Raw genomic sequence first — 20,720 nt, forward strand, 5'->3', positions numbered from 1 at the left:
CCCGCCGGCGGCTCGCTCCGTCAGCCCGCACGCCAGACCGTCATGTCGGCCGACACCGTGGCCGGCAGGTCGGGCAGGTCCGAGATCGCCTTGATCGTGATCACGAACAGCGCGATGTCCCCCGACGGGTGCTTGAGGCAGAACTCGCTGCCGGCCGCCGCCAGGTGCAGGGACTGGCTCTTCCTGGTGGCGTCCTCGAGGGCGGTCCGGCAGGAGTCGAGGGAGCCGTTCGGCTTGCCCCGCAGCATGGTGATCACACTGGTGCTGCTCACCAGCGAGCACTCGTAGTCTCCGCATTCCAGGCGGATGTCCCCCGCGCGGTCGGCGTGCTGGACCGGCTCCTGGATGCCGATCGAGTTGTCCTCCTCCAGGCGCAGCATGGGGTAGGGAATCGCCCTCGGCGGGCTGCTCGGGCTCGGGTTCGGGCTCTGGCTCTGGCTCTGTGCGGACGGGCTGACTCCCGGGGCCGGGTTGCCGCTCGCCGCACGGGTCGCCCCGGCCGGGCTCCCCTTGTCCGTCCTGTCCGTCGGGGCGTGCGCCGCGTCGCGCACCCGGTCCGCCGCCCTGTCGAGGACCAGCCAGCCCGAGCCCAGCACCAGGGTGACGGTCAGCAGCGATGTGACGGTGACCAGTGCGTTGCGCCGGCGGCGCTTGCGCCGTTGCTCCGGTGTTTCCGGTGTCGCCGGCTGCGGGGGTTGCCATACCTGGCGCATCGTGTCCGCGGAGAGGGGAGCGCGGGCGGGCGCCGGGGCGGCGGGTACTCGGCCGGGCGTCCAGGGGAGAGCGCCATGAGCGGGCGACGGGGCCGGCTCCTCCGATACCTGCTCCGGAGCCCGAGCCGGTTCCGGTTCCGGGACCGGGACCGGTTCCGGAACGCTCGGCTCCGGCCCGGTCACCTCCCGCCAGAGGGCCGGGCCGCTGTCCGCGTCGAGGTCCTCGCCCATCAGCTGCCGGCATGCCGCCACGAGCTCCGCGGGGGTGGCCCGCTCCTGCGGGTCGGCGGCCAGACACCGGGCGATCAGCGGCCGCAGCTCCTGCGGCAGCCGGGTCAGGTCGGGCTCGGAGTGGACGATCCGGTAGAGCACCAACGCGGAGGGGCCGGTGCCGTACAGCGGTTCGCCCAGTGCGGCGAACGCCGCCGTCTGCCCCAGCGCGAAGACATCGGCGGCTGCCGTGACCTCGCCCGCCGACGCCTGCTCGGGGGCCATGTACTGGGGCGTGCCCACGGTGGCGCCCGTGGTGGTGTGCGCGGTGGTGTCGGAGGCGAGCGAGATGCCGAAGTCGATGACACGGGGCCCGTCGGCGGCCAGGAGTACGTTCGACGGCTTCATGTCCCGGTGCACGATGCCCGCGGCGTGGATGGCCTGCAGGGCCTCGGCCACACCCGCCATCAGCCACAGCACGGCGGACACGGGCAGCGGTCCGCGCCGGGCCACGGCCTGCGACAGCGAGGGCCCGGGCACGTACAGGGTGGCCAGCCAGGGCGGCGTCCCGTCCGCGTCGGCGTCGATCAACTCGGCCGTGTATGCGCCCCGGACCCGCCGGGCGGCCTCCACCTCGCGGCGGAACCGCCGCCGGAACGCCGGGTCCTCGGCCAGTTCCGGCCGTACGACCTTGATGGCCACCGGCCGGCCGCCCTGGGTGTGCGACAGATAGACCCGGCCCATGCCACCCGCGCCGAGCCGGGCCGCGATGCGGTATCCGGCGACGGCGGACGGATCGTCCGCCCGCAGTGGCTCGAACACCTCGGTGGCGCTGTTCATGGCCATCCCCCGATCCCCCGATCCCCGGATCAACCTACGAGTTGATCCGCGCTCACCCTAAGCTCCGGCCCGAGCACGGAGGTTGCCGGGGAGGCCGTGCGGGGAGGGCCCGTCCGGGCTACGGAGCGAGGGGCCAGCCGCGCATCGAGAAGACCCCCTCGTCGCGCGCGCCTGCCGACGCGTAGGTGGCCAGGGCGGCCTCGTTGTCGGTGTCGACCCCCACCCACATGCCGTAACAACCGCGCGCCTTCGCCTCCTCGGCGAGGGCCAGCGTCAGGTCGCGCCCGATGCCGCGGCGGCGGTACCCCTCGTCCACGGAGAGTTCGTACAGACACATCTCGGTGCCCTTGTCGGGGTGGCTCATCTCGACGCCGGAGACCATTCCGGCGGGCACACCGTCGACGTAGGCGATGAGCATCACGTGGCCCGGGGCGGCGAGGAACCGCTCGGACCACTCGGTGCGGGCGGGCCCGTCGAAGAGGGATTCGGCGGCCGAGAGCTCGGCGGGGGTGTGGGCCCGGCGGATGTCCATGGCGGCCACGATAGTGCGCACATGACGGAGGGTCAGCCGATATGCGGCACGGCGTGGCGGGCAGGGGCAGCCCGGGCCGGGGACCCCTTAGCCTGTTCCGGCCGTCAAGGGCGCAGACGTGAGGGGGAGCATCGTGAGGAACGCCGTGGTCACGCCGGAGGGCGACCGGATCCGCTGGGTCGAGCTGCCGGGGGAGGAGCCGGCCCGGGTCTACGTGCACGGGCTGGGGGCCACCTCGCCCGCCTACTTCACGGCGAGTGCCACGCATCAGCTGCTGGCGGGGCGGCGTTCGCTGCTGGTCGATCTGCTGGGCCACGGGCACAGCGACCGGCCCGAGGGGTTCTCCTACACCCTCGAAGCGCACGCCGACGCTCTGGCCGCCGCCCTCACGGAGGCCGGCGCGAAGGACGCCGAGCTGATCGCGCACAGCATGGGCGGGGCCGTCGCCATCGTGCTCGCCCACCGGCATCCCCACCTGGTGTCCCGGCTGGTGCTCGTCGATGCCAACCTGGACCCGCAGCAGCCCGTGCCCGTCATGCCCGGGAGCAGCGGGATCGCCTCCTACACCGAGGAGGAGTTCCTGAGCGGGGGCTGGGCCGAGGTACGGGACCGAGTCGGCGCGCACTGGTGGGCCACGATGCGGCTCGCCGGCCGAACCGCCCTGTACCGCACCGCCGTCCACCTGGTCGCGGGCACCACGCCCACCATGCGTGAGCTGCTGCTGGAGTCGAAGATCCCGTGCACCTACCTGCTGCCGGAGGCGGACGGCCCGCTCCCGGGCGCTGGAGCCCTGGAGGCCTCGGGTGTGGCCGTGGTGTCCGTCCCCGACTGCGGGCACAACATCATGCTCGACAACCCGGAAGGCTTCGCCCGGGCGACCGCGGCGGCGCTGGCCCGCGACTGAACACTCCGGGGAGCCGGAGCCGGAGCCGGAGCCGGAGCCGGAGCCGGAGCCGGAGCCGGAGCGGGAACGGCACGCCCGCGCCGCCCGCTCGGTGCCGTGCGGCCGAGGGCGGTCAGCCGTGGGCGCGGAGCGCGGGGGCGCCGTCCCGGGAGCCGGCGCCCGGGGTGCCGTCCGTCCAGGCGTAGACCCGCTTGCCGCGCACCACGACCTGGTACTGGTGGGTGCCCCGGCACTCGGAACGCACCCCGTCCCGCAGGGTGCCGCCCGGCCACCACTTGGCGTGCAGCTCCGGGTCGCCCACGGGCTTCGGCGTGCTCGCGCCGCACTGGGGGCCGTCCAGCGGCGTCGCGCCGAGGGTGAACCGGATCAGCCGGGCCTCGCCGGTCGTGCGCACCCGTATGCGAACGTCGGTGGCGTCCTTGGGTATCCAGGACGGCAGGGCGAAGGGAGCCTTCTCGCGCTTGGGGGCATCGGCGGCGCTCGCGAAGCGCTTGCCCTTCTCCTTGTACACCTTGTTGTCGATGGTGTCGGTCACGGGATTCGGCGGCAGGTTGGGCAGTGCGAAGGCGGCGGTGGCGAGCACTCCCACGGTGGCTGCGGCGATGACGAGCGGGCGGCGGTTCATGCTCTCCAGTCTCGGCGGCCGGGCCCCGCAGCGCGTCCCTCCTCAGAACGAAACGGGAGTGCGCCGCAGGTCCCATACGGCCTCATACCTGGGAGGGTGTCGGTTTCGGCCGGGTCGAGGCGCAGCGGCCGACACGCAGTAACCGCAGGGCGCCCGCGGCAGTTGGCCGGAGGTGACCCGTCCGACCAGGCACCGAGGAACCCCATGCGCCGTCGCCGCCTCGTCCCCGCTCTCGCCACCGCCGCCGCCACCGCGGTGCTCGCCCTCGCCCCGGCGGCCTGGGCCGCACCGCAGGTCCCGGCCGACAAGCCGCAGGTGCTCAGCCGCTGGACGCAGACCGGCGCCGCCAGTTACCACGCGTGGGCCGAGGCGCGCGAGCACCGGGCGGCCTGGGCCGCGTACGCCTTCGACTGGTCGACGGACCAGTGCACCTCGTCCCCCGACAACCCCTTCGGCTTCCCCTTCGCGGACGCCTGCGCGCGCCATGACTTCGGCTACCGGAACCATCGCGCCGCAGGGCTGTTTCCGGCCGCGAAGCAACGGCTGGACCTGGCGTTCCACGCGGACATGAAGCGGGTCTGCGCGCAGTATTCGGGCAGCCGCAGGAACGCGTGCGACGGCACTGCCCGGACCTACTACCAAGCGGTGCGGCTCCTCGGAATTTCCTAGGCACCACAGGGCGCACACACGCCCCCTCCGCTCGGTGCGATGTTCTCCAGCCCCTCCGACCGGCGCACCGCGGACCACGTCGAGGGCCCCTTCGGCCGACGGCGCCGCTGTCCGCGGCTCAGCAGCACAGGACCGGGACGTGCTGGACCATGTTGTTGCCGAAGCCGCCCCGGTTCCAGGGCTGTTCGAGGGGCTGCGTACGGCCCTCGAAGTCGGTGGCGCGGACGGTCAGCGTGTGGCGGCCCGGTGCGGCCCGCCAGACACAGGACCAGGCCTGCCACGCCCACCGGTGCGGCTGCGGCGGCGCGACCTCGGCCCTGGTCCAGGAGCGGCCGCCGTCGGCGCTCACCTCCACCCGGGCCACGGCCCCGTGGCCGGACCAGGCCCGCCCCTCCAGCGGTACGGGGCCCGGGCGCACGACACGGGTGCGGGTCATGAAGTCGGGGAAGCCCGGCGGGACCATCAGGGCGCGCGGCGCGATCAGGGTGACCGGCTCGCCGGGCTCGTCCGGATCGTCGGCGGACCGCCGGTAGCGGTAGGCCACGGCCTGCTGGAAACCGGTGAACGGCGCGTCGACGAGGGTGATCTCGCGCAGCCACTTGACGTGCGCCATGCCGTACCAGCCGGGGACGACCAGCCGCAGCGGGAACCCGTGCTGCGGGGGCAGCGGCAGGCCGTTCATGGCGTAGGCGATCAGCACCTCCGGATCGTCCCCGGTGGCGGCCGCCACCGGCAGGCTGCGCCGGTAGTCCTGCTCGACGCCGCGCTCGATCCCGTGGTCGGCGCCGGTGAACACGGCCTCGACGGCATCCGGCCGCACCCCGGCCTCGGCGAGTACGAGCCGCAGCGGAACGCCCGTCCAGTCGGCGGTGCCCACCGCCTCGACCAGCCACGGCTGGCTGACCGGCCGGGGGGTGAGGCGGGCCCGACCGTTGCCCGCGCACTCCATGGTGACGCGGTGGGTGACCGCGGGGAACGCGCGCAGGGCGGCGAGGTCCAGCGCCAGCGGGGTACGGACCCGGCCGCCGACGGAGAGGGACCACCGGGCGGCGTCGGCGGCGGGTATGTCGTAGTGGACCAGGACGTAGTGCAGTCCGGGCGGTGTGACCTCGTAGCGCAGGGCTTCCAACGGAAGTCCGTGGTTGCGGGCCGCGAGCGCCAGCTCCTCGGGGCCGATGCCCTCACCCGGCGCCGCGATGCGGCCCGGGGCGCTGACCTGCCGCGCCTGCTCCCGCGCCCGCTCCCGCGCCTGCTCCCCGGCCGGGACCTGCACAGACGCCTGATCCCTCGCCTGCTCCATCTCCTCATGGTCGCGGCCCGGCCGCTGCCGCGCCACTGCTGTCCCCCCCGGACACACAGGTCACGGGGTCAGGTGGCGGATGAACCAGTCCCGGGCCAGGACGGCCACCTCCTCCAGGGTGCCCGGCTCATCGAAGAGGTGTGTGGCCCCCGGAACGACCTCCAGCCGGTTCTCGCAGCGCAGCTCGCTCCGCGCCCGGCGGTTGAGGTCGAGGACCGTCGTGTCCCGGCCGCCCACGATCAGCAGCGTGGGGGCCCGTACGGCGGCGAGCCGCGGGCCGGCCAGGTCGGGGCGGCCGCCGCGGGAGACCACGGCGCCGACCTCCGGGTCCGCGGCGGCGGCCCAGAGTGCCGCCGCGGCTCCGGTGCTCGCCCCGAACCAGCCGATCGGCAGGGACACCCGGCCGCGCAGCCACGCGGTGGCGTCCGCGAGCCGCCCGGCCAGCGTCTCCACGTCGAAGACATGGGCCCGGTCGGTTTCCTCGGCGGGCGTGAGCAGGTCGAGGAGCAGGGTGCCGAGGCCGGCCCGGTTGAGCTCCGCCGCCACCGACCGGTTGCGGGGGCTGTGGCGGCTGCTGCCGGAGCCGTGGGCGAACACCACGACCGCCCCGGCGCCCTCCGGAAGGGCGAGGTCCCCGGGCAGGGTGAGGCCGCCGGCGTCCACCTCGACCGCGGTGGGCCGGACCGGCGGGCGGGAGAGGGGATCGGCCGCGGCCCGTGCCAGCAGGAAGACGACCTCCTCGTCGGGGGTCTGGGAGAAGTCCTGGTACCACTCGCCGACGGCGCGGAAGGCGTGCGGTGTGGAGAGGCACACCACCTCGTCGACGGCGGAGCCCAGCCGGGCGACCGCGTCCGGCGGGGCCACCGGAACGGCCAGCACCACGCGCGCCGCGCCCTGTGCCCGGACGACCTCGCACGCGGCTGCCGCCGTGGCGCCGGTCGCGATCCCGTCGTCCACGACGATCACGGTCCGGCCGTCGAGGGGCACCCGCGGCCGGTCCCCGCGGAACCGGCGGGCCTGCCGGGCGAGCTCCGCCTCCTCGGCGTGCTCGACCTCCGCGAGATCCTCGGGGCGGAGCCGGCTGCTGCGGACGATGTCCTCGCTGATGACGCGTACGCCGCCCTCGCCGATCGCGCCGAAGCCCAGCTCGCGGTGGTGGGGGACACCGAGCTTGCGCACGACGATCACATCGAGCGGGGCGCCGAGCGCGCGGGCCACCCGGTAGGCGACCGGGACTCCGCCGCGGGGCAGGCCCAGTACGACGGGATCCTCCTCCTTCAGGTGCCGGAGCGCCTGGGCGAGCTGCTCGCCGGCGTCCGCGCGATGGGAGAACAGCACAATGGCTCACCCCCAAACCAGGGGAGACGGGAACCACGTACCCATCTCCTTCGACGCAACCGCATCCCCGGCCTTCCCGCAAGTCGGTCGGGCCGCGAAGGGGGCCCGCCGGAGGAGCCGGCCCGCGAGGTCGATGCCCACGACCGTGCCCTCCGCGACGATGCGCTCGGCGCTCGGTCCCGGACCAGGACGCCGATGGCGGCCCGCGTTCCCGGCCGCGCGGATCTCCGGCTCGATCCCCACCGCCGGCGTGAGGCGGGTGCCGTCGGCCTGCCGGCCCACGAAGCTGGTCAACCGGGCCGGAAGCCGCCCCGGTACGGGCGCCGGCCGCCGCGCGTCCCGGCCCGCAGAGCCGCCGAACTCGCCGCCGAGCCCTGCGAGATGGACGCTCCGCAGCACGGGTGAGGGCCGACGCCGGGCCCGTCGCCCATCCGGCGCCGCAGCATCCCGGTGTGCCGAGCCCGTACCCCAAGTGGTTCCGAACGGCGCGGCGTTGCGGCAGACCGCTCGCACAGGGACCCGGAATCGGCCGCGCGGGGGAGGGTCGGTCGTCGGCTGTCGCAGGGGAGAGGACCAGCCTTACCGTGGTGCTACGAGGCACTCCCCAGGCCGCTCCGACCTGCACGAAAGCCCTCCGCGAGGGAGGGCTTCGGGTGGTGCGGAAAGAGTGCCCCCGGCAGGACTCGAACCTGCGGCCAAGTGCTTAGAAGGCACCTGCTCTATCCACTGAGCTACGGGGGCCGGTAGGTGGCCTTGGTGGGCCTGGAGCCCCTGGTGGGGGTGGGGCTGAGGTCCGTGCCGGGTCAAGGATAGGGCTCCGGTTGCCTTGTCCCGGTTGCTTCACTCGCGGGCCACGATGTGGAGGTTCGGTGAAGCGGTCCCGATAATCGCAGGCAGGTGCGATTCTCGCATCGCTTTTGCGCCGCGTCGCCCTTGGTGTTGTGCACTCGTTATGCCTGCGCCCCACTCGTCCGTCGTGCCCAGAATGTCCCACTGGAGTCGCCGTCGGCGCGCAGAGGACGTATAAGCTTCAAAAATGGTCCTAAATTGGGCATTCTTCGCATGTGGTGACCTTGGATGTTCGGCCTCAGCTGCTCGATGCCCTGTCCGCCCTGCGCGACCGGGTCGCGTCCGTGCGTCTGCCGCTGCCCTTGCCCGGCGCTCCACGCGCCCGTCAGACCAGAGCCGAGCTGCTCGCGCAGCTCGACGACTACCTCGTACCCCGGCTGAAGGCGCCCGAGGCGCCGATGCTCGCCGTCGTCGGCGGGTCCACCGGGGCCGGTAAGTCCACCCTCGTCAACTCCCTCGTCGGCCGGCAGGTCAGCGAAGCCGGGGTGCTGCGCCCGACCACCCGTACCCCGGTGCTTGTCTGCCATCCGGATGACCACCACTGGTTCGCCGGAATGCGTGTACTGCCCGACCTGATGCGGGTCTGGGTGCCGCACGAGGAAGAAGAGGTGCCCCCCGCCGCCAGGTCCCGGGTCCGCGATCGCGGACCGGCCAACACCCATGCGACCCGCGAGATGCGGATCGAAACCGTTTCCAGCCTGCCGCGCGGCCTGGCCATCCTCGACGCGCCCGACATCGACTCCCTGGTGGTCGAGAACCGGACCCTCGCCGCCGAACTCATCTGCGCCGCCGACGTCTGGGTGATGGTCACCACCGCCTCGCGGTACGCCGACGCCGTCCCCTGGCATCTGCTGCGCACCGCGAAGCAGTACAGGGCCACCCTCGTCACCGTTCTCGACCGGGTCCCGCACCAGGTGCTCACCGAGGTCTCGCGGCAGTACGGGGCCCTGCTCACCAAGGCGGGGCTGGGCGACGTACCGCGGTTCACCGTTCCGGAACTGCCCGAGTCCGCAGGCGGGGGCGGGTTGTTGCCGGCCAGTGCCGTCGCCCCGCTGTTCGCCTGGCTCGCCCACCACGCGCAGGATCCGGCCGCCCGGCAGTACGCCGTCGGGCGCACCGCGCTCGGCGCGCTGGACTCCCTCGGGCGCCGGATGCCGGAGCTCGCCTCCGCCGTCGCCGCCCAGCACGCCGCCGCCGTTCGGCTGACCTCGGCCGTCGAGGACGCGTACAAACGGGAGGGCAAGCGGGTCCGCAACCGCCTCGACCACGGCGCCGTACTGGCCGGGGACGCCCTGACCCGGTGGCGCGGCTACCCCCTCGACACCAGCGCCGACGAACTGCTGGACTCGCTCGCCGAATCCCTCGCCGCGCTCCTCCAGTGCGCCGTCGCCGCCGCCGACGAGCGGATCGCCGAGGCCTGGCGGCGCGAGCCGGCCGCCGGTGCGGTCGCGCTGCCCGCGCCCGACCGGGAGGCGGGCGAACGCATCGGCATGGCCGTACGCCGGTGGCGGCGGGTCCTGGAGGAACTCGCCGAGGAGGAGGTGGCCAAGCTCGACAAGCAGCCCGCACCCGACCCCGACGGCGTCGCCGCCCTCCTCGTCGCCGCCCTCCTCGGCGGCAAACGGGCCCGGCCCGCCGGGGAGAAGCTCGCCGAACGGATCGGCGCGCAGGCCGCCCTGCGGCTGCGCGACCGGGGCGGGGAACTGGTCGGCGACCACCTCGACCAGGTGCTGCGCGCCGAACGCAACCGCCGGCTCGCCCCGCTGGAGGCGCTCGAGGTGACCCCGGAACCACAGGCCGAGCTGATTGCCGCGCTGTCCGTACTGCAGAAGGAGAGGTGACGCGGTGACCGCCCTGACCGACCGCACCGACGACCGCTGGGACGACGGACTCATCGCGCGCTCGCGCCCCCGGGCCGTCGACGGGAGCGAGGAGGAGGACGGGGGCGACGAGAACGACGACGCGCTCGTCCGGGCCGTCTCCGGCGCGGGCAGCGACGGCGGCAAGTCGACCGCGCCCCCGCTCAGCCCCGAGGGGCAGGCCCTGCGACTGCGCCTCGACGCGCTGCGCCAACTGGTCGGTCTGTCCCGGACCAGGCTCGACGGCAAGACCCTCGCCGAGGCGGGGCGGGTCCTGGACGAGGCGGCGTCGCGTCGCGGGCTGTCGCCCCAGCACACGGTCGTCGCCATCGCCGGAGCCACCGGAAGTGGCAAGTCCACTCTGTTCAATTCACTCGCCGGAGTGCAGATCTCAGAAATGGGCCTGCGCCGCCCGACCACCGCCGCTCCCATCGCGTGCAGCTGGTCGGACGGGGCCGCCGGGCTGCTGGACCGGCTGGAGATCCCGGGCCGGCTGCGGCGCCGCCCCCGCGAGACCTCGGAGGCGGAGGCGCTGCGCGGCATGGTCCTCGTCGACCTGCCCGACCTGGACTCGGCGGTCGGCGCCCACCGGGACCACGTGGACCGCGTACTGGCGCTGGTCGACGCCGTGGTGTGGGTGGTGGACCCGGAGAAGTACGCGGACGCCGTCCTGCACGAGCGGTACCTGCGACCGCTCGCCGGGCACGCGGAGGTCACCTTCGTCGTCCTGAACCAGGTGGACCGGCTGCCCGGAGAGGCCGCCGACCTCGTACTGGACGACCTCCGCCGGCTCCTCGACGACGACGGGATCGCGCTCGGCGAGCACGGCGAGCCCGGCGCCACCGTCCTCGGGCTGTCCGCACTCACCGGGGAGGGCGTCGGGGAACTGCGCGAGCTGCTCGGACAGTTCACCCAGGAGAAGGGTGCGGCCACCCGCCGGATCTCCGCCGACGTCGACCGTGCGGCCGCACGCCTGCGCCCGCTGTACGTTGCCGACGGGCACGCCGGGCCGGAGATCGGGGAGGCGGCGCGCGCCGAGTTCGAGGACCGGCTCGCCGAGGCGGTCGGGGCGTACGCGGCCGGGCTCGCCGCCGAGCGCGCGTGGCGGCGCAATGCGGGGAAGGCGTGCGGGACGCCGTGGCTGCGGCTGTGGCGCTGGTACGAGGGCCGGCGCGCGCCGCGCACCCTGTCGGGTCTGGCCGCCCTGGCGGCGATCGGCGGTCGCGGCCCGGCGGTCGCGGAGGCCCCCGTCGAGGAGGAGGTGACCGCACGCCAGCGGGTGGAGCAGGCCGTACGGGTGGTCGCAGACGAGGCGGTCGCCGGGCTGCCCGACCCGTGGGCGCAGGCGGTCCGGGAGACCGCGGTGCGCGGCGCCGACCGGCTCCCGGAGGCACTGGACGAGATCGCGGTGACCCTCGGCGCGGCGGTCGCGGTGCCGAGCGCCAGACCGCCGCGCCCCAGGTGGTGGCCGGCGGCCGTGCTGACGCAGGCGGCCATGACCCTGCTGCAGATCTTCGGCGGGCTGTGGCTGGTCGGGCAGATCGTCGGGGTGCTGGAACCGAGGCTGCTGCCGCCCGTGCTGCTGATGGTGGCGGGCATCATCGGCGGGCCGCTCGTGGAGTGGTCCTGCTCGATCGCCGCCCGGGGCCCGGCGCGGCGCTACGGGCAGGACGCGGAGCGCAGACTGCGCCAGGCCGCGGCCGGGTGCGGGCGGGCCCGGGTGCTGGAACCGGTGGCGGCGGAGCTGCTGCGCTACCGGGAGGTGCGGGAGCAGTACGCCACGGTGGCCGCAGGGGGGAGCAAGTTGTCCACAACCCGTCAGTAATCCACAGGCCGGAGCGGGAGACCGCGGCCTGCCCCAGCATGGTTCGTACCTCGTACGGATGGTCCGTACTAGGCCCGTACGGATGACCGTACGGGTGGGAACCACGGGGGAGGGCGGCCGGGATGTACGACACCCAGGTGACGCTGGTGGGCTGTGTGGCGACGCAGATCGACTACAAGGAGACGGTGAACGGCCCGGCGGCGCGGTTCCGCTTCGCGGTCACGCCGAGGTACTACGACCGCCGCAAGGACACCTGGACCGATGGGAGCACCAGCTTCTACACGGTCTGGGCGCGGCGGACACTCGCGGTGAACCTCGCCGGATCCGTATCGGTCGGCGAGCCGCTGGTGGTGCACGGGCGGCTGCGCGTACGGGAGGACCCGCCCGACGGGGAGGGCAACCGCTGGTTCTCGGCGGATATCGACGCCACGGCCATCGGGCACGACCTGAACCGGGGTACGGCCGCCTTCCGGCGCGTGGTCCGGACGGACACGCCACTGATGGTCACTCAGAAGGCGGCGGTGGTCTGAGTGTTCGAGGCGGATAGGATTCCCCGGTACTCACGGGCACCAGGGTCTTTGGCCCGAAGGGGAAGACTGTGTCGATTGCCGTTCCCGCATCCTCCGCTCCTCGTTCCGCTCCTGCGGCTGCGCCGACTCCTTCGGCTGCTCCTGCTCCCGCCTCTGCTCCCGCCTTCGTTCCTGCCTTCGTTCCTCCCTGTCCCGAATCTCCTGCGGCGGTACGGGGCTCCGCGCGCCGGCCGCTGGCGGCGGCCCTGCTGGCCGCGGCCCTCGCCACCGCGCCCGGAGCGCGGGCGGCCGCCGACTCCGGCCCGGCCGCGCCCAGGTCACCCGAGGGTGCGAGCGCCGTGCTGGACGGGCTGAAGACGTACGGGCAGGCGGTCCTGCGCTCCGGGGACGGATCGGTCCGGCAGATCCCGGCCGGGCTCTACGAGATGCGGGTCGACGGCGGCGGAATGCTCCAGACTTACGGGGTCGGCGTGACGGGCAACGCCCAGCCGCAGTCCCGGTACACCGAGAGCGGCTGGAGCCGCAGCCCGCTGGCCGGGAACCGGGAGGCGGGCCGGATCCGCTGGGTCCTGGAACACTCCTACCCGCAGCTGAACGATCTGGCCGACCTCGCCAAGGCGGCCGGGGCCGGGGCCCTCACCGCGGAGAGCGCCGCGGCCGGCACCCAGGTGGCGATCTGGCGACTGGCGGACGGGGTGAACGTGGAGGCCACGGACCCGGCGGCCGAGAAGCTGGCCGACTATCTGCAGCGGGCGGCGGGGCAGCTCCCGGAGCCCCCGGCCTCGCTCGGGCTGGACCCGGGGGACGTGTCCGGGGCGGTGGGCACCCGGCTCGGCCCGGTGACCGTGCGCACCGGGGCGCGCAGCGTGTCGGTGATCCCGGACGCGGCGGCCGTCGCGATGGGGGTGCGGGTGGTGGACGCCGAGGGGCAGCCGCTGACCACCGCGGTCAACGGGAGCCGGCTGTACTTCGAGGTGCCCGCGGGCACCCCCGACGGGACGGCCTCGGTCACCGTCCAGGGTGCGACCAAGGTGCCGGTCGGCCGGGTCTTCACCGGTGAGCTGCCGATGCAGGCGCAGATCGTGGCCGGCTCCAGTGAGTCCGCGGCCGCCGCCACAGCCATGGCGGTCTGGCCGCAGCCGTCGGCGACGGCGGTCGGCACGACCCCGGGCGCCGCCTCGGGCACCACCGAGGACGCGGGCTCCGGCTCGACGATCGAGGCGATGGGCGGGCAGTCCGCGGCCCTCCCGACGACCTCCCCCGACGAGGAGCGGCTGGCGACCAGCGGCAGCTCGGCGGCCACTCCGGTCATCGCCTCCCTGGCGGTGGGCCTGGTGGTCCTGGGCGGGCTCGTGGTGCTGCTGCTCCGCAAGCGTCCGCTGGACGAGGAGGACGAGGCATAGGGGCGGCCCGCCGCGGCTGGGCCGAGTGGCCGTCGGTCCCGGTTCGGATCCGGCGCCCGGGGTAGGGGCACAGGATGGCTGATCAAGAACTGACCTGGTCCGGCACCCTCGCGCTGTGGGACCGCCGACTGTTCGACGCGGTGGCCCAGCGGCACTGGCCCGGGGCCGACCGGGTGCTGCCGCGGCTCGGGCGGGCCGCGAACCACGGGGTGCTGTGGGGCGGGGCCGCCGCCGCGATCGCCGTCCTCGGATCGAACGGTGCCCGCCGGGCCGCCGTGCGCGGGGTCGCCTCGCTGGCACTGGCCTCCGCGACCATCAACACCATCGGCAAGTGGTCCGTACGCCGGCCGCGGCCGCTGCTGGAGGGCGTGCCCCTGATCCGGCAGCTGGCCACGCAGCCGCAGACCACCTCCTTCCCCTCCGGGCACTCGGCATCGGCCTTCGCCTTCGCCACCGGCGTGGCGCTGGCCTCCCCGGGCTGGGGGGCCGCGCTGGCCCCGGTCGCCGCATCCGTGGCGTTCTCCCGCGTGTACACCGGGGTCCACTACCCCTCCGACGTGCTCGCGGGCGCGTCCCTGGGGATGCTCGCGGGCTTCGTCGTACGCCGCCTCGCGCGGGACGCGCAGGAGGCCCGGGTCGTGCCGGGCGACGAGCGGCCGGCCGCCGGGGCCCCGGCCCTGCCCGACGGGGCCGGGCTCACCGTGGTGGTCAACACCGCGTCGGGGACGGCCTCGGCCGCGGGTCTCGACGTGGTGCGCACCCGCCTGCCCGGGGCCGAGGTGATCGAGTGCGAGGCTTCTGAGCTGACCGCGACCCTCGCGAAGGCGGCGTCGCGGGCCGCCGTGCTCGGGATCTGCGGCGGCGACGGCACGGTCAACGCGGCCGCCGCCGCCGCGCTGCGGGCCGGGGTGCCGCTGGCCGTGTTCCCCGGGGGCACCCTCAACCACTTCGCGATGGACCTCGGCCTCGCCGGAGCGGCGGCGACCTGCGAGGCCGTGGCGCAGGGGCAGGCCGTCCGCGTCGGCGTGGGCCGCTTCTCCCCGGGGCCCGGCGGGGAGCCCGGCTACTTCCTGAACAACTTCAGCATCGGCGCGTATCCGGAACTGCTCGGCCACCGGCTGCGCTGGGCCCCGCGCATCGGCGGCGGCCCGGCCGCGCTGCTGGCGGCCTGGCGGGTGCTGCGCGCGCAGCGGCCCGTGCGGCTGCGGCTGGCAGGGCGGCCCCGCAGCGTATGGCTGCTCTTCGCGGGCAACGGCACCTACCACGGCACCGGCCCCACCCCCCGTCGCCGCGACAACCTCGGCGAGGGCCTGCTGGACCTCCGGCTCGTCCACGGCGGCGGCCGCCCCGGCCCGCGGCTCCTGGCCGCCGCCTTCACGGGGCCGCTGAGCCGCTCCCCGGTCCACGTGGCCACCCGCCTGCGCAGCCTGCGCATCGGGGACATCCCCGAGGGCACCCCGCTCGCCTACGACGGCGAGTACGCGGAGGCCCCGACGGCCCTCGTCCTCGACGAGCTCCCCCACGCCCTGACCGTCTACCGCCCCCGCTGACCGGCGGCCGCCCCCCGCCGACCGGCGGCCGCGTCCCCCTGCCGCCAGGCGGCTCCCGGGTCAGGGGGTCCTGACCTACCCATTCGCCCGAGGGTATGGACGTACGGCAAGATGGGGTGTATCTGCCCACCATCGATCTGCCGGACGGTTTCTCTTGGCTGAGTTCATCTACACCATGCGCAAGACGCGCAAGGCGCACGGCGACAAGGTGATTCTTGATGACGTCTCCTTGAACTTCCTGCCCGGCGCGAAGATCGGTGTGGTCGGCCCCAACGGCGCCGGTAAGTCCACCGTTCTGAAGATCATGGCGGGCCTGGAGCAGCCGTCCAACGGTGACGCCTTCCTGTCGCCCGGCTACACCGTCGGCATCCTCATGCAGGAGCCCAAGCTCGACGAGTCCAAGTCGGTCCTGGAGAACGTCCAGGACGGCGCCGCCGACGTCATGAAGAAGCTCAAGCGCTTCAACGAGGTCGCCGAGCTGATGGGCGTCGAGTACACCGACGCACTCATGGACGAGATGGGCAAGCTCCAGGAGGACCTGGACCACGCCAACGCGTGGGACCTGGACGCCCAGCTGGAGCAGGCCATGGACGCCCTGGGCTGCCCGCCCGGCGACTGGCCGGTCACCACCCTCTCCGGTGGCGAGAAGCGCCGCGTGGCGCTCTGCAAGCTGCTGATCGAGGCCCCGGACCTGCTCCTCCTCGACGAGCCCACCAACCACCTCGACGCCGAGTCGGTGAACTGGCTGGAGCAGCACCTCTCCCAGTACAAGGGCGCCGTCGTGGCCGTCACCCACGACCGCTACTTCCTGAACAACGTCGCCGAGTGGATCCTCGAGCTCGACCGCGGCCGCGCGCACCCCTACGAGGGCAACTACTCCACCTACCTGGAGAAGAAGGCCACCCGCCTCAAGGTCGAGGGCCGCAAGGACGAGAAGCGCCAGAAGCGCCTCAAGGAAGAGCTGGAGTGGGTCCGCTCCAACGCCAAGGGCCGCCAGACCAAGTCCAAGGCCCGCCTCGCCCGCTACGAGGAGATGGCCGCCGAGGCGGACAAGATGCGGAAGCTGGACTTCGAGGAGATCCAGATCCCGCCGGGCCCGCGTCTGGGCTCGATCGTGGTCGAGGTCAACAACCTCTCCAAGGCGTTCGGCGACAAGGTCCTCATCGACGACCTGTCCTTCACGCTGCCGCGCAACGGCATCGTCGGCATCATCGGCCCGAACGGCGCCGGCAAGACCACGCTCTTCAAGATGATCCAGGGCCTGGAGGCGCCGGACTCCGGCTCCGTCAAGGTCGGCGAGACCGTCAAGATCAGCTACGTCGACCAGTCCCGCGCCAACATCGACCCCAAGAAGACCCTCTGGGCGGTCGTGTCGGACGAGCTGGACTACATCAACGTGGGCCAGGTCGAGATGCCGTCCCGCGCGTACGTCAGCGCCTTCGGCTTCAAGGGCCCGGACCAGCAGAAGCCGGCCGGCGTCCTGTCCGGTGGTGAGCGCAACCGCCTCAACCTGGCGCTGACCCTCAAGGAGGGCGGCAACCTGCTGCTCCTCGACGAGCCCACCAACGACCTCGACGTCGAGACCCTGTCCTCGCTCGAGAACGCGCTGCTGGAGTTCCCCGGTGCGGCCGTGGTCATCTCCCACGACCGCTGGTTCCTCGACCGAGTCGCCACGCACATCCTGGCGTACGAGGGCGAGTCCAAGTGGTACTGGTTCGAGGGCAACTTCGAGTCGTACGAGAAGAACAAGATCGAGCGGCTGGGCCCGGACGCGGCCCGTCCGCACCGTGCCACCTACAAGAAGCTCACCCGAGGCTGAGGTCGCCGTCATGGCCAGACACCACTACCGGTGCCCCTTGCGCTGGGCGGACATGGATGCCTTCGGGCACGTCAACAACGTCGTCTTCCTCCGCTACCTGGAGGAGGCGCGGATCGACTTCATGTTCCGCCTCGCGCCGGGGGAGGGCAGTGAGTCCTTCACGGGCGGGTCCGTCGTGGCCCGTCACGAGATCGACTACAAGTTGCCCCTCGTGCACCGCCACGAGCCGGTCCTCATCGAGTCCTGGGTGACCCGGATAGGCGCCGCGTCCCTGACCATCCGCTACGAGGTCAAGGACGAGGCGACCGAGGACGCGCCCGAGACGGTCTACGTGCGCGCCGAGACCGTGGTCGTGCCCTACAACCTCGCCGCCGGGCGGCCCCGCCGCATCACGGCCGAGGAGAGGCGTTTCCTCCAGGAGTACCTCGACGAGCCCGAGCCGGCGTCCTCGTCCGCGACCGGATCCCTCGCGGCATGAACGACCGGCTGCGCTTCGCCGATTCCGGGGAGGCGGCGGACCTCGCCGCCTTCCTGGGCCGGCTGGTGCACTACGACCGCGCCGCCGCCGTCCGCCTCCAGGCGGGTGGCGGCGCGCTCGCCGTCTTCGGGCGGCCGCCGTCCTTCGACATCCTCGCCATCCGCACGGTGCGGCTCGCCGCGCCCGTCGCGACGCCGCTGGACCTGACGGTGTCCGCCGGGGAGCTGCTGGAGTCCGTGGACGAGTCCTCGGCCGAGGCCGCCGTGCCCGGGCCGGTCACCGGCCCGCCCTGGGCCGGGGTGCTCCCGCCCCGCGGTGGCTGGCGGCAGGTTCCGGGGCTGCCCGGACCCGAGGCGATGGGGGCGGCCGTGGCTGCCGCCGTCGCCGAGTTCCGGGCCCGTGACGAGGCCCTGCCCGTGCAGCACCGGACCCGCTCCGAGCGCGACCGCATCGGCCGCGAGATCTGGTCCCGCACGCTCGGCGACACCGAGCTTCCGCTGCGCGCCGTGCACGCCGCACAGTCCCTGGGCTTCCTGCGGCCGGTACGGGCATCCGTGCCGGCCCCCGTCCCCGCACCCGGTGCGCCCGGCGCCCCCGCCCCCGTGGCGCTGCTCGCCGCCGGGACCTGGCTCCGGCTGCGCACCCCGTACGGCTCCGTCGCCATGCGCCGCCCCGGCGTCACCGGCGGCCTGGGCGCCCTCCAGGTCCGGCCGGTCTGACCGGCCGGACCCGGTCCCGCCCCCGAAAAGCCTGCCGTCCCCCAGTCCCGCTATCCCGCCGTATTGATCATCGAGGCGGCGGCGTACGTCAGGTACTTCCACAGCTGCGCCTCGTGCTCCGGCGTCAGGCCCAGCTCGTCCAGCGCGACCCGCATGTGGCTCAGCCACGCGTCGTGGGCGGCCGCGTCCACCTGGAACGGCGCGTGCCGCATCCGCAGGCGCGGGTGGCCGCGGTGCTGGCTGTAGGTGGTCGGACCGCCCCAGTACTGCATCAGGAACAGCGCGAACCGCTCCTCGGCGGGGCCCAGGTCCTCCTCCGGGTACATCGGACGCAGCAGCGGGTCCTCCGCGACCCCCTGGTAGAAGCGCCGGACGAGGCGGCGGAAGGTCTCCTCGCCGCCCACCTGCTCGTAGAACGTCTGCTCCTGAACTGCGCCCCGCGGAATCTCATTCACCCGACCATCGTCTCAGACGCCCGGAACCAGGACCCCGGTCCCGGGACCCCTCGCACTCGCACCCTGCGCCCCGGCGCAGGACAGTGGAGGCATGGCCGCACACACCGCACGCATCGAGGCACGGGACCTGCGGGACACCGCGCACGCCGCCCAGGTGCGGGAGCTCACCGCCGCCGGGGTGCTGGAGGACCCGCGCTGGCGGGCGGCGTTCGCCGCCGTGCCGCGGCACGTGTTCGTCCCGTACTTCTGGACCGGACGCGGCGCCGGTCACGAGCGGCTGTGGGCCGAGGACCCCGACCCCGAACGCCGGGCCCGCTGGCTGCGCGGGGTCTACGTCGACACCCCCCTGGCGACCCGGCTGCGCGACGGCCGGCTGGTCTCCTCCAGCAGTCAGCCCTCCCTGATGGCGAAGATGCTGGCCGCCCTGGACGTGCGCGAGGGCGACGACGTACTGGAGATCGGCGCGGGCACCGGCTACAACGCGGCCCTGCTCTGCCACCGGCTCGGCGACGAGCACGTCACCACCGTCGACCTGGACGAGGAGATCACCGAGTCCGCGCGGTCGCACCTGGCCGAACTCGGCTACCACCCCGTGGTGATCACCGGCGACGGAGCGCGCGGCTGCCCCGCCCGGGCCCCCTTCGACCGGATCATGGTGACCTGCACCCTGCCGCTGATCCCGCACACCTGGCCGGCCCAGTGCCGCCCGGGAGCCCGGATCCTGGCCCCGCTGTCGACGGGCCTGATCGCACTGACCGTCCGGGACGCCGATTTCGCCGAGGGCAACTTCCTGCACACCCCGGCGTACTTCGTCCCGCTGCGCGGCGCCACGGCCGTGCCGCCGCCCGACCCGGCCGGCCTGGAGTACGGCCTCCCGTACGAGCTGGTGGAGAACGAGCGCTTCCAGTTCATGCTGGTACTGACCGCGGGCGTACTGCACCCCCGCGAGGCCCTGGACCTCTGGCGCCGCGAGGACCGCCCGGCCCGCGAACGCTTCGGCGTCTCGGTCAGCGCGGAGGGCCAATGGTCCTGGCTGGACGACCCCCAGGGACCCTACGTATGGCCCCTGGGGGAGACCTGACTCAGCCGCGGCGGATCGTGATCGTGGTCCAGGCGCCCACGTGGACGCGGTCGCCGTCGGCGAGGGGGACCGGGACGTAGGGCTGGATCGGGTCCTCGCCGCCGTTGATCGTGGTGCCGTTGGTGGAGTTCTGGTCCACCACCGCCCAGCTGAGGTCCGGCTGCTGGACCAGGACCGCGTGCTGGTGGGAGACGCCCGGGTCCTCCGGGGGCACCGACAGGTCGATGTCGGGGGACTCGCCCGTGGAGGCGCGGCGGCGGCCGATGGTGATCTGGCCGCCGGACAGCGGGAGATGCTGCTCCGGGGAGTAGGCGGGCAGGTTGAGCCCGGCCGCCTCGGGGCCGCTGCGCTGCATCATCGCCATGAAGTACGAGCGGTCGGGGCCGACCGTCGCGTTCCAGGCGCCGCCCTGGGGCGGGAAGGGCTGGTACTGCTGCTGCTGGGGCGGCGGGCCCTGCTGCTGGTACTCCTGCTGGTACTCCCGCTGCTGGGGCGGCGGCGGGGGCTGCTGCTGGTACTGGGGCTGCGGGGCGGCCTGCTGGTACTCCCGCTGCGGCTCGTGCGCGGGCGGCGGCAGCAGCCAGTCGTCCTCGCGCTGGAGCGGCTCGGCCGGCCGGTTGACCCGGGACGGCCGCGAGCCCTGGTACTCGAAGTGGTCCTGGGAGTAGCTCCCGGGAGCGGGCACGGGCGGCGGGGGCGTACCGCGACCGCCCGCACCCGTCGGCTGGGGTCCCGGGTCCGGGGCCTGGGCCGGCGGGGTGTACGAGGTCGAGGTGCGGGTCAGGAAGTTGTACCGGCACTCCTCGCAGAACGGGGCCATGGCCTCGCGCGGGGTCCGGCACTGCGGGCAGAGCTCGGCCTGGGCGGTGGGTTCACCGGCGGTCGGGGGGAAGCCGTAGCCGTAGGAGGGCACCGGGGGCGGGCCCTCCGAGGCAGCCATGCGGTGGCCGCAGACCTCGCACCAGTCGTCGGACGCGGACTGGTGCCCGTTCGGGCAGGTCGGCATGGCGGCGCTTCCCCC

The 20,720-nt window shown here is 74.0% G+C and carries 18 protein-coding genes and 1 tRNA gene; 11 read left to right on the top strand and 8 right to left on the bottom strand.

Annotated elements, in window-relative coordinates:
• Positions 1 to 20: 20 nt before the first annotated feature.
• Both OG373_RS25285 and OG373_RS25290 read right to left on the bottom strand, forming a co-directional pair.
• A complete protein-coding gene (locus OG373_RS25285) occupies positions 21 to 1,763 on the bottom strand; it encodes a serine/threonine-protein kinase (protein ID WP_405444201.1) in 1,743 nt (580 codons plus the stop codon).
• A 118-nt stretch (positions 1,764 to 1,881) separates the two neighbouring features.
• Entirely contained in the window at positions 1,882 to 2,316 is a 435-nt protein-coding gene (locus tag OG373_RS25290) for a GNAT family N-acetyltransferase (RefSeq protein ID WP_405440513.1), read from the bottom strand.
• Between the two features lie 112 nt (positions 2,317 to 2,428).
• Here OG373_RS25290 and OG373_RS25295 point away from each other — a divergent pair, with 112 nt between their 5' ends.
• Positions 2,429 to 3,199 carry an alpha/beta fold hydrolase gene (locus tag OG373_RS25295; RefSeq protein ID WP_405440515.1) on the top strand — a complete coding sequence of 257 codons (771 nt, stop codon included), beginning with the start codon at positions 2,429 to 2,431 and terminating at the stop codon, positions 3,197 to 3,199.
• A gap of 112 nt (positions 3,200 to 3,311) precedes the next feature.
• Here the strand turns inward: OG373_RS25295 and OG373_RS25300 are convergent, their stop codons facing one another.
• Positions 3,312 to 3,824, bottom strand: a complete 513-nt coding sequence (locus OG373_RS25300; protein WP_405440517.1) for a hypothetical protein — start codon at positions 3,822 to 3,824, stop codon at positions 3,312 to 3,314.
• A gap of 204 nt (positions 3,825 to 4,028) precedes the next feature.
• Between OG373_RS25300 and OG373_RS25305 the strand changes: the two genes are divergently transcribed.
• Entirely contained in the window at positions 4,029 to 4,493 is a 465-nt protein-coding gene (locus tag OG373_RS25305; protein ID WP_405440518.1) for a phospholipase, read from the top strand.
• A gap of 118 nt (positions 4,494 to 4,611) precedes the next feature.
• Here the strand turns inward: OG373_RS25305 and OG373_RS25310 are convergent, their stop codons facing one another.
• The 3 genes from OG373_RS25310 to OG373_RS25320 all read right to left on the bottom strand — a co-directional run bounded on the left by OG373_RS25310 (position 4,612) and on the right by OG373_RS25320 (position 7,872).
• Positions 4,612 to 5,793: a sulfite oxidase gene (locus tag OG373_RS25310; RefSeq protein ID WP_405440520.1), complete on the bottom strand. Its 1,182-nt coding sequence runs from the start codon at positions 5,791 to 5,793 to the stop codon at positions 4,612 to 4,614.
• 60 nt (positions 5,794 to 5,853) lie between these two features.
• Positions 5,854 to 7,131, bottom strand: a complete 1,278-nt coding sequence (locus OG373_RS25315; RefSeq protein WP_405440521.1) for a phosphoribosyltransferase family protein — start codon at positions 7,129 to 7,131, stop codon at positions 5,854 to 5,856.
• Positions 7,132 to 7,799: 668 nt separating this feature from the next.
• A tRNA-Arg gene (locus OG373_RS25320) sits at positions 7,800 to 7,872 on the bottom strand.
• Between the two features lie 332 nt (positions 7,873 to 8,204).
• Here OG373_RS25320 and OG373_RS25325 point away from each other — a divergent pair.
• The 8 genes from OG373_RS25325 (at position 8,205) to OG373_RS25360 (ending at position 18,163) form a co-directional block, all read left to right on the top strand.
• Positions 8,205 to 9,821 (top strand): dynamin family protein, encoded by a 1,617-nt coding sequence (locus OG373_RS25325; protein ID WP_405440522.1) that lies wholly within the window; start codon positions 8,205 to 8,207, stop codon positions 9,819 to 9,821.
• 4 nt (positions 9,822 to 9,825) lie between these two features.
• A complete protein-coding gene (locus OG373_RS25330) occupies positions 9,826 to 11,664 on the top strand; it encodes a GTPase (RefSeq protein WP_405440524.1) in 1,839 nt (612 codons plus the stop codon).
• Positions 11,665 to 11,786: 122 nt separating this feature from the next.
• Positions 11,787 to 12,194 carry a single-stranded DNA-binding protein gene (locus tag OG373_RS25335; protein ID WP_397729001.1) on the top strand — a complete coding sequence of 136 codons (408 nt, stop codon included), beginning with the start codon at positions 11,787 to 11,789 and terminating at the stop codon, positions 12,192 to 12,194.
• 338 nt (positions 12,195 to 12,532) lie between these two features.
• Entirely contained in the window at positions 12,533 to 13,597 is a 1,065-nt protein-coding gene (locus tag OG373_RS25340) for a thioester domain-containing protein (RefSeq protein WP_405440526.1), read from the top strand.
• Between the two features lie 74 nt (positions 13,598 to 13,671).
• Positions 13,672 to 15,147: a bifunctional phosphatase PAP2/diacylglycerol kinase family protein gene (locus OG373_RS25345; RefSeq protein ID WP_405440528.1), complete on the top strand. Its 1,476-nt coding sequence runs from the start codon at positions 13,672 to 13,674 to the stop codon at positions 15,145 to 15,147.
• Positions 15,148 to 15,301: 154 nt separating this feature from the next.
• On the top strand, positions 15,302 to 16,966 hold the full coding sequence (ettA, locus tag OG373_RS25350; RefSeq protein ID WP_189964479.1) for an energy-dependent translational throttle protein EttA: 1,665 nt from the start codon (positions 15,302 to 15,304) through the stop codon (positions 16,964 to 16,966).
• Positions 16,967 to 16,976: 10 nt separating this feature from the next.
• Complete coding sequence (locus tag OG373_RS25355) at positions 16,977 to 17,444, top strand: acyl-CoA thioesterase (RefSeq protein ID WP_397728996.1); 468 nt, start codon at positions 16,977 to 16,979, stop codon at positions 17,442 to 17,444.
• Positions 17,441 to 18,163: a hypothetical protein gene (locus OG373_RS25360; RefSeq protein ID WP_405440531.1), complete on the top strand. Its 723-nt coding sequence runs from the start codon at positions 17,441 to 17,443 to the stop codon at positions 18,161 to 18,163. The genes OG373_RS25355 and OG373_RS25360 overlap by 4 nt, the downstream gene beginning before the upstream one ends.
• Before the next feature lie 50 nt (positions 18,164 to 18,213).
• Here the strand turns inward: OG373_RS25360 and OG373_RS25365 are convergent, their stop codons facing one another.
• Positions 18,214 to 18,618 (bottom strand): globin, encoded by a 405-nt coding sequence (locus tag OG373_RS25365; RefSeq protein ID WP_405440533.1) that lies wholly within the window; start codon positions 18,616 to 18,618, stop codon positions 18,214 to 18,216.
• Between the two features lie 91 nt (positions 18,619 to 18,709).
• Here OG373_RS25365 and OG373_RS25370 point away from each other — a divergent pair, with 91 nt between their 5' ends.
• On the top strand, positions 18,710 to 19,699 hold the full coding sequence (locus OG373_RS25370; RefSeq protein ID WP_405440534.1) for a methyltransferase domain-containing protein: 990 nt from the start codon (positions 18,710 to 18,712) through the stop codon (positions 19,697 to 19,699).
• Position 19,700: 1 nt separating this feature from the next.
• Here OG373_RS25370 and OG373_RS25375 read toward each other — a convergent pair whose 3' ends face one another.
• Complete coding sequence (locus tag OG373_RS25375; protein WP_405440535.1) at positions 19,701 to 20,705, bottom strand: FHA domain-containing protein; 1,005 nt, start codon at positions 20,703 to 20,705, stop codon at positions 19,701 to 19,703.
• Between the last annotated feature and the right edge of the window lie 15 nt (positions 20,706 to 20,720).

This window comes from Streptomyces avidinii (genome assembly GCF_045161815.1).
GTDB classification, from domain to species: domain Bacteria; phylum Actinomycetota; class Actinomycetes; order Streptomycetales; family Streptomycetaceae; genus Streptomyces; species Streptomyces avidinii.

Excerpts from the sequence above, each read along its gene's own strand:
- OG373_RS25285 (WP_405444201.1), bottom strand. The coding sequence starts at position 1,763 with ATGAACAGCGCCACCGAGGTGTTCGAGCCACTGCGGGCGGACGATCCG.
- OG373_RS25300 (WP_405440517.1), bottom strand. The coding sequence starts at position 3,824 with ATGAACCGCCGCCCGCTCGTCATCGCCGCAGCCACCGTGGGAGTGCTC.
- OG373_RS25305 (WP_405440518.1), top strand. The coding sequence starts at position 4,029 with ATGCGCCGTCGCCGCCTCGTCCCCGCTCTCGCCACCGCCGCCGCCACC.
- OG373_RS25310 (WP_405440520.1), bottom strand. The coding sequence starts at position 5,793 with ATGGAGCAGGCGAGGGATCAGGCGTCTGTGCAGGTCCCGGCCGGGGAG.
- OG373_RS25335 (WP_397729001.1), top strand. The coding sequence starts at position 11,787 with ATGTACGACACCCAGGTGACGCTGGTGGGCTGTGTGGCGACGCAGATC.
- OG373_RS25345 (WP_405440528.1), top strand. The coding sequence starts at position 13,672 with ATGGCTGATCAAGAACTGACCTGGTCCGGCACCCTCGCGCTGTGGGAC.
- OG373_RS25355 (WP_397728996.1), top strand. The coding sequence starts at position 16,977 with ATGGCCAGACACCACTACCGGTGCCCCTTGCGCTGGGCGGACATGGAT.
- OG373_RS25360 (WP_405440531.1), top strand. The coding sequence starts at position 17,441 with ATGAACGACCGGCTGCGCTTCGCCGATTCCGGGGAGGCGGCGGACCTC.
- OG373_RS25370 (WP_405440534.1), top strand. The coding sequence starts at position 18,710 with ATGGCCGCACACACCGCACGCATCGAGGCACGGGACCTGCGGGACACC.
- OG373_RS25375 (WP_405440535.1), bottom strand. The coding sequence starts at position 20,705 with ATGCCGACCTGCCCGAACGGGCACCAGTCCGCGTCCGACGACTGGTGC.